Raw genomic sequence first — 12,890 nt, forward strand, 5'->3', positions numbered from 1 at the left:
GCTTGCCCGTACCTAAAAGCTGCGCTACACGGGTAGGGATAGCTGAGTTTGATGCTCGCGCTTAACAGATCTATCGCACTTATGCTAGTGTCTAAGGTTCAAACCCTGAAGGCAGTACATCATACGCTAGAGAAATTTTATCACTTGGTAATTTTCTACAAAAAGTTTGATTGAAAAAATGCGATTTTTTTGAGTAAATCTAATGTTATCAGCTATTAATCCCCTAAGAAAACCAATGACCGCTGCTATTAAGCGTATACTAATTTGCGATGATATTGCCGACAACTGTCTGCTTCTCAAAACGATTTTAGAGGCAGAAAACTGTTATGTTGAGATTGCCGATTCTGGTCTGGCTGTACTTGCTCAAATCGAAACTGATGACGAGCCGCCAGACCTACTGATACTAGATGTGATGATGCCAGACATGGACGGCTATGAAGTTGTTCGACGCATCAGGAAATTGGATAAATTAAATTCTCTTCCTATTTTGCTAGTCACTGGTGTTGACAAAAACGATATTCAGGATAATTCCGATGTCAGAGTTGATGGATTGATACAGAAGCCTATTGATGTTGATGCAATCATCGCACAAGTGCAAGCCATTTTAGACCGCAGACCATAAAATTCTGAAAGAACGGCTTGCCAGCCTTAATTCATTCGGACGATGTCATTTTTTGTAGAATGAGTTATATGTTAATAACACTCATAACACCGTGCTAATCCTCTTCTCGCTTCTATCAGTTTCTTGCGAGATCTCCAGAATCTGGTTTTTTCCTTGAACCACAAGGCAAAGGAAACAGGAAATATTTAATTTTCTCTGAACCAAAGTGCCAAACCACCTCCACGACCACGGGCTGCAATGAAGTTTTCTGTAACTAAGAAGAAAGCAAAAAAGGGCAATTTAGCAATAGATTGGTTGTAAAAATTTTCAGCTTGAACTTTACCACCTCTGACATTTCCACTGTAAATGGTTCGACCAAAAAGTTGCAGTTGTATGCGAGTGAAATCAAATGCCAGCAAGTTCTTTTTTCCTAAGTACTGCACCAGTCCCTCAAATTTTAGGAAGATTGGGCTCAATTGAACGGAATTAGTAATTGCTCCTTTGCCTAAATTGCTATCTTCTGGAGAAGCCGTACAAAAGGAAATATGAGCGGGAGTTAACTTAGGCATATAAAAGCCTTTACCCAACACAATTCCCCCTCGCTTTCTCAATTTCTTAGTTCCAGTGGTAAAACACAGCCGCCATTTGCCTAAAAGCGGTTCAAACGCATAATTCAGTTTTTGTTGTTTGGCAGCTTTTTCTGCTTGCAGCAGTGCATCGACGACGGATGCAGGAGAAGGACGTTGGTTTGTTTGTCCTTGATAGAAAGCAACTGCTTGAGAAAGCACAGTTAGAAAATCAGGAGAGACTTTTGATGTTAAATCGGTAGTCATAAAAGTTTTTACTTCAAATAATTCTTCTCAGACATCTGGGGTATCTACTGAATCTACAACACCACTTTAGCAAGCGCCACCGCCCCCCACAAAGGCGCATCATCACCAAGCACAGCCGGAACAATTTCAAAATGTACCTCTGGTAAAGCAGTCTCCCGCGCTACCTTCTTTAACGCAGCCCAAAAATTTTCCCCTGCTTTCGTCACACCACCACCCAATACAAATCGCTGCGGATTCATCAAATTAGCCACATTCCCGATCCCTACACCCAAAGCCCAACTCGCCCTGTACAAAAGCTCAACAGCCAATTCATCCCCACCCGCTGCTGCTTCACTGACTACCTTCCCCGTAATCAACTCCAAATTATCTCCCACCAACTCCCTCAAAATCTCACCTCTGCGTCCTCCGCGTCTGTGTGGTTCATTCAATAAAGCCTCCCTTGCATCCTTTGCCATATAAGGTCCCGACGCCAACCTTTCCACACACCCCCGCTTCCCACACAAACAAAGCGGTCCCGACGGATCGACAACCACGTGTCCGATTTCACCCGCCATCCCTTCCGCACCCCGCCAGGGTAAACCATGAATTATCCAACCGCCCCCCACACCAGTACTGACAGTCATATAAAACAAACTATCGCACCCCTGACCCGCGCCAAAGCATTGCTCTCCCAAAGCTGCAACATTAGCATCATTATCTACACTGCACCGAACACCAAATTCTTCCTCTAACAACTTCTGCAAAGGTATATTCTCCCACCCAGGGACATGGTGAGACAGCCGCACTGTCCCAGTTGTTGCATCCACAGGTCCGCCAAAGCTAACACCGATCGCATCCGGTTTTTTCCCTTGTAGCACCAAAGCAATGAGCGATCGCATGATCTCCAAATCCGTATCAGCATTTGCATTTGTAGGTGACAGACAGCGTTCGTAACCCAACCATTCTCTCGAACCAGCGTTAACAGTTGCGGCTGCTAGCTTTGTACCACCAAAATCAAGGGCTAAGATTAATGTCATGAATGCTAATTGCTAATTGCTAATTGCTAATTGCTAATTGCTAATCTACCATTAACCATCAGCCACCAGCCATCAGCCACTAGCCATTAACCATTAACTACCAGCCATTAGCCATCAGCCATTAGCTATTAGCCATTAACCATTAGCAAATCAATAAACTGTTGCAACTTTTCATAATGCGACCCTTTCCAGTACACCTGTTTGCAGTTTTGACAGCGATAAAATTCGTTAACGTGCAAACGAACGCTTTCTGGTAATTGCTCTGCGATCGCTTCCTTGGGTACAGATTCAAGCAACCCATTACAGCGCAAACATCTTTGAAAGGGGGATGCTAATTGATACAAGTTAAAGCGTTGCATGACTTCCACAATTTGCAGTTGTGGATCGGTGTTTCTCACGTAATATCCATGTACTACAATGCTTCTCATTAACAAACCACGGTCGCGAGTTAACAAAATTCGTTCTTCGGTGCTAGAGATACGAGCTAATTCTTCATCTGCGTAATCATTGCGGTACAAAGTATCAAAACCCAATAAGCGTAAAGATGTTGCCAATTTGCCTAAATGAATATCTAAAACAAACCGAATCACACTTGGGAGTCGAGGTCTTGTTGAAATGTTTGCGCTTTGTGCAACTTTAGCAGAAATTGGATAAATGTTGATTTTATCTCTATCTCGAACAATGTAGGAAAAATCTACATAGTTACCGTTTACCTCAATACAATCAACTTCTGGATGGGGAACGCCTAAGGCTTCGATCGTATCTTTTATCGAAGCTCGTTCGGTAAAGTAATGTTCTATAATAACTTCTCTTTTCTGGGTAGACAAGAAATCGTTTAACTCTGCATAAAAGCGGAAAGAAGCTACAGCCATAAGCAATTTCAACTCATTATTTTAAAGTTACTGAGTTACCAACTTAAAGCACCAGCCACTCACGGGGAGTATTAACACCTTTTTTCTACGAATCGAGAATAATTCATATATTATATCCGGATGACAAAACTCTCTTTGAGAGGGCTTTTCAGCTAGTTAATGCCGGTTCACATTAGCTTAACTTGTATAATTTCATTTAAAACTTAAGTAAAGATTAGAAAAATTAGCAAATACTTGCTTTTGTTATTGACTTCAGTTAGAGTCGTACCATGAGCACTTATCTGGCTGTTGACGTAGTTTTCAGACAGTTTAGATAGTGTGGAAAAGTGACTGAGAGTGTCTGAGACAAAGTGTGTCTCAGGATATTGCAATGTCTGTCTAAAAGCATTAGAAAGGCAGAAGAGTTCGCGTTAAAATTAAGTCAATTATCCTGAAACCGCTGAGTAGAAGTACCTCTTAAGGTCTGAAATGCTAATGCTGAAGAAAGTGACATTAACGGTCAGTAGTTGCTAATATTTAGTATTAAGCATAGAAAACAGGAGTGTTAGCTGGGCAAGCAGCCAATTAACGCTCAAAGTTTAGGATTGGCATCTTTCTTTTTTTTGAGACACAATTGAGAATTTTTTGCAATATGTACCTATTAACAGACAAACTAAAATCATTTTTTCGCAAACGATTTCTTAAAGGAAATTGTACAAAAAAACTATTTTTGAGAATTGACAACTTGTTTTTTAGGAAGAGTAAGAGTAGTTTTTATAATTTCTCTGTTTAAAATCTTCCAATTGCATCTGAAAAAATCCTAAAAACCCCAAATTTAAAAGCCAGTACTAATCTCACTAAGGTAAGAAAAATTAGCATGGAAAGTGCATTTTTATAGCATGCGTTCGCGCTTAGAGGGGAGACTGTAGCTAAAGATGACCATCTCTGTTTGTAATATCCTTTTGTTCGTCAAAACACATTAACTAGTAAAGGTAGATGAATACTTTCTTTTGTTCTGACAATTCACGAGAAGCGGGAGAAGATATTATTGGTAGTGCTAGCAATTACCAAACTTACATATTGGTTGAATGTCCTCCTCCTTGGTCGCCAGAAGCAATACATTCCCGATGGGTTCCTGAGAATTTACAAATGTTGGTGAAGGAAATAAAACAAGAGAAACTCCCCATCTCGTTTCTTTTAATTAGCAATAACTCATCCCATAAAGTAGAACAAACAACTCTGTTGATTTATCAAAAAAAGGAGGGACTGAGCAATGGATATCACAAGCAAGAATTTTGCTTGAGAAATATCGAACAAGTTGCTACTGTTGTCAAAAAGTGGTTGCGTGGTGGGAGTGACAGTGAAGTAGAAACAAGTACAACCAGAGATATACTCATCTGTACCCATGGGAGTCGCGATCGCTGTTGTGCTCGGTATGGAAATCCCTTTTACTTCCATGCAACAACCTCGGTTTCGAGTTTGGGGTTGGACAACGTTCGGGTTTGGAAATCCAGCCACATAGGAGGACATCGGTTTGCGCCAACAGCTATAGATTTCCCAACAGGTAGATACTATGGTGGTTTAGACCAAGAATCATTTAAGTCAATTTTGACACGTAGTGGTGATATTGATTTCTTGACAAAAGTCTACCGAGGCTGGGGAATTCTACCAAACGCAATTCAGGTTTTAGAGAGAGAGCTGATCTTGCGCCACGGATGGGATTGGTTCGATTACAACGTGACAGGTAAAATTATCCAGCAAAATTTAGAAGAAAAAATGGTGCTGGGTGAAATAACTTTTGAAAAACCAGATAGCTCTGTGTACTGTTACCAAGCTAAGCTTGTAAAAGATGAAGCCAAAGCTTTGAAAATTAAAGCTTCTTGTAGCTCTACACAAGAATCAATGGTTGTCAACTATACAGTTGATAGTCTTTGGCTTGCTTCTACTAAGCTTGCAACTTGTAGTAAGTAGTTAGTGGCTAGTTGTTAGTGGTTGTACGGGAGTGACCATAAACTTGGCGATTGCGCTCGCCAATTCAGCTGGATCTACAGGTTTTGTCAGGTGTTGTTGGAAGCCAGCTGAGATGATCTTTTGATGATTCGCCTCCCCAGCAAAAGCAGTTAGAGCGATCGCAGGTAATTTCTCTTCTTGGAATACCTCCATCTCTCTAACTTTCTGGATGAGTTGATAACCATCCATCTCAGGCATAGCGATATCACTAAATAACAAATTGGGTTTTACCCGAGCAATTGCTTTTAGCGCTTCACTTGCTGAGTTGACGGACGTCACTTCAGCCCCATACTGCTTGAGGATAAAAACGAGCAATTCAAGAGAATCTATATCATCGTCTACAACCACGATCCGCAAGCCGTTAAGATTTGGAGAACAACTAGAGACAAGTTTGCGATCGCTTGTACTTGTTTGGGAGACAGTCGGTATTAAAGGAAGCAAAACTGTAAAGGTAGCTCCCATACCTTCTCCAAGACTCTCTACTCTGACAGTTCCGCCATGCAGTTCAACGAGGTGACGCACAATGGCTAACCCCAACCCCAATCCGCCAAATTTTCTAGTCGTCGCGTTATCTGCTTGTCGAAATCGATCGAAGACGTGAGGTAAAAAGTCCGGGCTAATTCCTTGTCCTGTATCGCTCACTTGAATCTGGGCTTGAGAACCAACTTTCTCTAAGGAAATTTTGATTTGTCCACCTTCAGGAGTGAATTTCACTGCATTTGTCAGTAAGTTCCAAACAACTTGCTGCAAGCGGTTGCAATCTCCTTCGACTTTGAGAGCGTCGGAAGAAAGCTGCAAAAGCAGCTTTATTGATTTAGCTTCTGCTGACAGACGTACCGTTTCTAAGGCTGCGTTGATTGCAGCTACTAAGTCAACCGGGCTGAGACTCAAACTGAGTTTACCGCGCAAAATCCGCGAAACATCCAACAAATCATCTATTAGCCTTGCTTGTAATTTGGCATTGCGTTCGATAATTTCTAAAGCTTGGGTGGTTTTTTTTGAATCCAAATTACCCATCCTCAGTAGTTTTGCCCAACCCAGTATGGGGTTGAGTGGCGAGCGCAACTCGTGAGAGACAATCGCTAAAAAATCATCCTTCATGTGATTGGCTTTTTCGAGTTCTATGCGAGCAGCCCGTTCTCTTTCCAAAGCCTGTGCGCGTTCTTCTATTGCTAATTTGCGATCGTGAATATCAGTACAGGAGCCAAACCATTTCACGATGCTACCGTCTTGCTCGCGCAGTGGAAATGCCCGCCCTAGATGCCATCGGTACTCTCCATCTAAAGCCCGTCGCAAACGATACTCAATATCATAGTGTTTTCCACTACGGAGACTGCTTTGCCAAATGTCCTTGGTACGTTCTACATCGTCTGGGTGTACAATGTGTTGCCATCCATTCCCTTGTGCTTGTTCTAATGTTGTTCCCGAATATTCCACCCAGCGTTGATTGAAGTACTCGTGATAACCATTGGGTTGCGTAATCCAGAACAATTGCGGCATTGTATCTGCTAGGGTGCGGAACATTAATTCGCTGCGTCTCAATGCTTCTTCAGCTTGTATGCGATCGCTAATGTCGATATTAACTCCTACCATCCGCCAGGGTTGACCTGCATCATCGTAGAAAATTCTGGCTCGTACCTGCAGCCAGCTAAGACTTCCATCCCCCTTAACAATGCGGAAGTCAGTAAAAAATTCGCTTGTGCGTGCGCTCCAGCATCGATCTAATTTTGCAACTGCTTTAGCTAAATCATCTGGATGAACCCATTTTGCCCAATCTTCGTAGGTACCACCAAACTCTCCCGGCTGCAAACCGTATATAGCTTCTAATTCCTTTGACCAAATATTGACATTGGTTTGCAAATTCCAGTCAAAACAACCTAATTTAGCGGCTGCATGCGCCAAATCCAGCCATTCTTGTTTCTGATGCAACAAAGACATTAACTGCTGGCGTTCAGCCTCTGCTTGCTTGCGATCTGTTACGTCTAAAAATGCCCCGATCGATCCTCGCACTGCACCAGAATCATTTCGCAATGGTACAGCTTTTCCGTAAATGTAGCGTATATCATTTTCATCAAAGATAAATTCAAATTCTGCCTCAACAGCCTGTCCCCTGCGACAGGCTTGCTGCATGGCTAACTCATTCAGTGGAATGTCTTGACCATTTTTCTGAATTTTACATGGAAAAGTATATTTGCCATCAGGAGGAGTCGCTGTCATCACAGAGCCCGGTGGGACTCTCATTAATTCATACGCGGCTCGGTTAGCTGTCATGTGATGACAGTGAGGATCGCGAGCAATCCAGACTGCAGCCGGAACCGTTTCCATAAATATTTCAAGTTCTTCGGCTCGTGCTTTTGCGATCGCTTCACTCTTGCGTAGGGTTGCTTCTACTTGTTTGCGATCGGTAATGTCTACATTCACTGCTACAGCATTAACAATAGTTCCTGTCTTATCTCGAATTGCTACCGAAGAATTAAGGATAGTTTTTCTCTGCCCGTCAAAGGTTTCAATATCAACCTCTTCAGCAATCACCGCCTCACCCGTAGCTAGGGTACGAGCTAATGCCCAATCTTGAGCAGCAAGGGGTTTTCCCGTATTTGCCCACCAACCCTTGTAATTTTGGTACTGATCGACCTCTTCTACGAGTGGAGCGCTATCACCCCAAATAGCTCTTGCGGCTGAATTATTTTCTAGAAGCTGTCCTTTAGAATCTGAAATAAACACACCAACAGGTAAAATATCGAGTACCGCACGAAGACGTTGGCGTTCGAGTTCGTGATTTGCTTGTTCTTGTGCTAGAACTTTATCTACCTGTTGTCTCTTTGTTAAATCCAGGACCGAAGCGTTCTCTTGTTTGCGTTTTGAAATTAACCAGTTAATCGATAGTGCCACCCCGCAAAATACCAATAGATTTGGTATGTTGGAAATATGACTGGTTCCCAGTAAGTTGATAGGTGATACAAAAAAGTAGATAGCAATTAATGATAGAACGATAGCAAATAGACCGGAAGTTAAACCCGAGTACCAGCTACTGAAGACAACAGCTACACAAAAAAGGAGTGAAATATCTACGTCTACATTTAGCGAGCGTAGCAACAATCCCGGTAGGAGCGCTAGTAGAACTGAGAAAATAGAAACTTTATAGCGCCACATCAGAGATCGTTGAACTTCTAACATATAACTTTTAGTCCTTACACTGGCTGCATTTATAAACAAAAATTATAAGCAATATAAACTTTTATTATATAAAAATAATCTTTGTAACACAATCTATTTAAAAATATACTTAATATATGGCTCTTAGTAGTGCTTTAGGGCATGCATTGCCACTAAAAATCAGCGTCCTTCCGGGTATGTCCTTGGGAACGCGTTGCGTGTTACCGCAGGCTTATTACCATGTTACAAATATTACATTGATTGCTGTAGTAAATTTTTGAAAAGCGGGTGTTCCCGAACCGTATCAAATACTGGATCGGTTTTAGCCTCGTTGAGAATCTCTTCTGGATTAAGACTAATTGCTTTTTGTAAATTTTGAATCGCTAGAGGAATATTACCCTCAAACAAGTAACAACAAGCTTTATTGTACCAAACATAATCGAGATCTGATTTTATTTCAAGAGCTTTATCATAAGCTGTATGAGCTTCCTCGTAGCGTTGTAAATTCATTAAAGCTATACCTTTGCCAGACCAGGCGTAGGGATAGTCTGATTTGAGTTCAATAGATTGGTCATAAGCGAAAAGTGCATCTTCATATTGTTGCAATTTCTCAAGAACAGCTCCGCGCCAAAACCAAAAATTATAAAATTCTCCGTAAATGGCAATTGCCTTGTTGAACGACTCGAAAGCTTCTTCATACTGGTTGTTTAATACTAACGCCCGTCCCTTTTGAAACCAAGAGTTGCAATCATCTGGTCTGATTTCCAAAACCTTCTCATAAGCTGCGATCGCTTCTTCATAACGCTGTAATTTTTCCAAAATTATGCCTTGGTTATACCAAGCTTGATAAAAATCTGGTTGAATTTCTACCACCTTAGCATAAGCAATGAGTGCCTCAGGATCGCGTTGTAATTTTTCTAATAAACACCCTTTTTCATACCAAGTATTAGCGTCTTTTGGCTGGCGTTTTAGCAGTCTTTTATAGCAATTTATCGTTTGCTCAAATGAAGCCAAAGCCTCATCTTGCCGTTGTAATTTTTCTAAAATTAAGCCCCGACGATACCAAATATTAACATCTTCTGGCTGGTATTTAATTTTTTCATTGTAGACAGCTAGAACCTGTTCGTACTGTTGCAATTTATTTTCTAAAACTCTAACTTTACTCATCCAAGTTGAAGAATTTGGTTGTAATTTCATGGCTTGGTCATAAGCACTAACAGCTTGTTCGTAGCGATGCAATTTGACTAATACATCACCTTTACCTACCCAAGCGGGTGCATAATTTTTCTGATATTGGAGCGCTGTATCAAAATCAGCCAGTGCTTCTTCAAAGCTATTTAAACCTGTTAAAATATAACCTCTATTACATAAAACTTCTGCAAAATCTGGTTTGAGTTGCAATGCTTCGGTGTAAACGGCTAAAGATTCTTCTACTTTTCCTAAATCCTGAAAAACAATTCCTTGGTAATACCTAACATTTGCATTGTCAGGTTGAATTGATGCTGCCTTATCATAGGAATCGAGGGCTTCTTCATATTTTTGCATGCAGTACAGTGCATATCCACGCAAAAACCAAGAATCAAAGTCCTTAGGTTGCTTTGCAATAGATTTATCAAATGCAGCCACCGCCTCTTGATAGCGATTGTTAGAAATAAACTGTTTCCCTTTGCGATAAAAATCTTTTTTCTTGTCTCGAAATAGCCACAATATAAAAATTAATCCTAAGACAATATAAACAGAATATTGGCTAAATATTTCTCCTCCTCTCCATGCCAAAGCTGGCGAAACACCAAGCAATTGACTAATTGTATGTGTGATATCCCATAAAAATTTATTAAACGGACGGGCAAACCAAAGCAATCCAATCAAAATCCAGATACCATATTTGCCTACTCTGTTCAGTTCGGCTTGAATGTTACGGGGTAACCAAGGCTCAATAATTCCATAACCATCAAGAGAGGGAATAGGTAATAAATTAATAAAAACCACATAGATATTCAGAACAATAACATAAGCCAAACAGGTCATAAGATAAAACCCAGACCTGTTGCCATTCTGTAGTAATTGAGTCTGCCACCCCAAGAGAAAAGGTAGCGATAGCAACAGCACAACTAACATATTAGCGATGGGACCAGCCGCCGACACGGCGCTCAGCCACCAACGATTGCGTAATCGATGGTGGTTAATGTAAACAGCACCTCCAGGGAGAGCAATTCCACCAAGAAGGAGGAAAAAGAGTGGCATGAGTAAGCTTAAACCCGGATCGGTATATTTAAGGGGATTAAGGGTGAGATATCCCTTTTCCTTAACTGAAGTATCTCCACCCCAATAGGCGACTATTGCATGACCAAACTCATGCAAACACAAAGACACCATCCAACAGAAACAGATGAAGACGGCAAACACCCACATTGATTTTTCTCCAAAAAGGATTGGTAGTTAGTTGTTAGTTGTTAACGATGGACTACTAACCCGTAAGGGCTATACGCCTGTCGCCTGTAGCGCTCGGCTCACCACTAACCACCAACCACTAACTATTAACTAACTCAAGTTCCTAACATTTGCAAATTATGAAGAGTCGCGTACATTCCTCCTTGACGCAATAACTCTTCATGGCTTCCTTGTTCTATGAGTTCTCCTTGCTTAAGTACAAAAATCCGATCGACATTGCGAATGGTAGACAGGCGGTGAGCAATGATAATGGCGGTACGTCCTGACAAAAGCTTGTCTAAAGCTTCCTGAACTAAAGCTTCTGTGACTACATCGAGACTCGCAGTGGCTTCGTCTAAAACCAAAACCTCTGGACTGCGAATAGCAGCACGAGCAAAAGCTAGAAGTTGTTTTTGACCGCTTGAAAGATTGGTTCCTCGTTCTCGCAGTTGGGTGTCATATCCTTGAGGCAATTGCTCGATAAAAGAGGCTACGTTTGTCTTCTCTGCTGCTTGCTGAATTTCCTCAAAACTGTAAATGTCTCCCAAGCTAATGTTGCTCTTGACATCACCGGCAAATAAAAAGCCGTCTTGCAAAATGACTGCCATGTAACGCCGCAAGTCTGCTTGGGGGATTTCTCGAATATCTATACCGTCCACAAATATACGCCCTTGGCTGGGTTCGTACAGACGGCACAAAAGCCGAATTATAGAACTTTTTCCCGCACCTGTCGGACCTACCAATGCAATTTTTTCTCCGGGATTGATGGTGAAGTCTAAATCTTTGATGACATACTCATCATCTTTGTAGGCAAACCAAACGTTTTCAAAGCGGATTTCGCCAAGTTTGGGTTGTAAATTGGAAGATGAAATTTGTTCTGTGATTTCGTCAATGTACCCCAATCTTGAATCTAAAATAGAAAATCTGGGATTTGCGCGATCGCGAATTTCTATCGGTTCATTTAAAACTTCGCTAACACGTTCAACAGCAGTAAAACCCGCTTGAATGACAGTAAATTTTTCCGCAAATTGTTGTAAGGGTTGGAACAACCGTTCGGCATACAAAACAAAAGCAGATAAAATTCCGAAAGTCAAGCTTTGCCGCAAGAGTAAATAACTTCCTACCCACAAAACAACCCCAACGGCAATCAATGCAACCCATTCTAATGTTGCTGAAACAGCAGAATCAAAAAAGATAGTTTTATCAACTTCACGAACGTAACGGTTGTTTGTGGCTCGAAATAATTCCGCGTTGAATTTTTCTCGCCGGAACAGTTGTACGACGTTGATACCAATAATATTTTCTTGTAGTTGAGAATTCAGTGCTGAAATTTCTTCTCTTGCTTTGTAATTTGCTTTTCGATATTGCTGCTGAAAATAAATAATGACTCCCGATACTGGTACGAGTATTAACAATAACAACAAAGCAAGTTGCCAGTTGATAGAAAACATAAAACCAATCACTATCAGCATGGAAAACAAATCTGACACAATACCAATTGCGCCAGTCGCAAATACGTCTCCTAACACTTCCACGTCGCTGGTAAGCCTGGTGATAATTTTACCTACAGGCGTTCTATCAAAAAAACGCACTGCTAACGATGTTACATGATGGAATAAGTCTTTTCGGATATCAGCTGTGATTCTTTGCCCTACGGTCTGTACCAAATAACCCTGAAAACCAGTTAACATCAGTCTGATAGCTACTGTTATCAGTAGTACAACTTCGATCGTTTGTAGCCCTTGTAACATCGGGCGATTTCTGAAAATCTCGTAGGTATTGGGTTCATTGCGAATGAGAGATATAGCCTGTCCGATCAGCAGGGGTTGCAAGGCGTTACTGAGGGCTATGGGTACGAGTAGCAGCATTGACAGCGCTAGCAATTTTCCATGACGGCGGGCATACGGTACTAAACGCAAAAATAACCGCCAGTCATTTTCACGCCGACGGTACTTTGTATCAGATTTTGTTAGAGTTGTAGAATTATTCATAA

8 protein-coding genes are annotated in these 12,890 nt (G+C 41.4%); 2 read left to right on the plus strand and 6 right to left on the minus strand.

What is annotated here, in order from left to right:
* Positions 1-235: 235 nt before the first annotated feature.
* Complete coding sequence (locus AB0756_RS29225) at positions 236-622, plus strand: response regulator (protein ID WP_038076889.1); 387 nt, start codon at positions 236-238, stop codon at positions 620-622.
* A gap of 185 nt (positions 623-807) precedes the next feature.
* On the opposite strand, the gene AB0756_RS29230 is transcribed toward AB0756_RS29225, so the two are convergent.
* From AB0756_RS29230 to AB0756_RS29240, 3 genes are all read right to left on the minus strand, one after another.
* Positions 808-1,434: a hypothetical protein gene (locus AB0756_RS29230; protein WP_038076886.1), complete on the minus strand. Its 627-nt coding sequence runs from the start codon at positions 1,432-1,434 to the stop codon at positions 808-810.
* A 53-nt stretch (positions 1,435-1,487) separates the two neighbouring features.
* Positions 1,488-2,450, minus strand: a complete 963-nt coding sequence (locus AB0756_RS29235) for an ROK family protein (protein WP_038076883.1) — start codon at positions 2,448-2,450, stop codon at positions 1,488-1,490.
* Between the two features lie 128 nt (positions 2,451-2,578).
* Positions 2,579-3,322 carry a Mut7-C RNAse domain-containing protein gene (locus AB0756_RS29240; RefSeq protein WP_038076881.1) on the minus strand — a complete coding sequence of 248 codons (744 nt, stop codon included), beginning with the start codon at positions 3,320-3,322 and terminating at the stop codon, positions 2,579-2,581.
* A gap of 975 nt (positions 3,323-4,297) precedes the next feature.
* On the opposite strand from AB0756_RS29240, the gene AB0756_RS29245 reads away from it, so the two are divergent.
* Entirely contained in the window at positions 4,298-5,272 is a 975-nt protein-coding gene (locus AB0756_RS29245; RefSeq protein ID WP_038076876.1) for a sucrase ferredoxin, read from the plus strand.
* Here the strand turns inward: AB0756_RS29245 and AB0756_RS29250 are convergent, their stop codons facing one another.
* The 3 genes from AB0756_RS29250 to AB0756_RS29260 all read right to left on the minus strand — a co-directional run bounded on the left by AB0756_RS29250 (position 5,273) and on the right by AB0756_RS29260 (position 12,888).
* Entirely contained in the window at positions 5,273-8,488 is a 3,216-nt protein-coding gene (locus AB0756_RS29250; protein ID WP_038076873.1) for a hybrid sensor histidine kinase/response regulator, read from the minus strand.
* A 231-nt stretch (positions 8,489-8,719) separates the two neighbouring features.
* Positions 8,720-10,879, minus strand: a complete 2,160-nt coding sequence (locus tag AB0756_RS29255; RefSeq protein WP_038076871.1) for a tetratricopeptide repeat protein — start codon at positions 10,877-10,879, stop codon at positions 8,720-8,722.
* Positions 10,880-11,013: 134 nt separating this feature from the next.
* On the minus strand, positions 11,014-12,888 hold the full coding sequence (locus AB0756_RS29260; RefSeq protein ID WP_038076869.1) for an ABC transporter ATP-binding protein: 1,875 nt from the start codon (positions 12,886-12,888) through the stop codon (positions 11,014-11,016).
* Between the last annotated feature and the right edge of the window lie 2 nt (positions 12,889-12,890).

Source organism: Tolypothrix campylonemoides VB511288_2 (genome assembly GCF_045999855.1).
GTDB classification, from domain to species: Bacteria; Cyanobacteriota; Cyanobacteriia; order Cyanobacteriales; family Nostocaceae; genus Scytonema; species Scytonema bouteillei_A.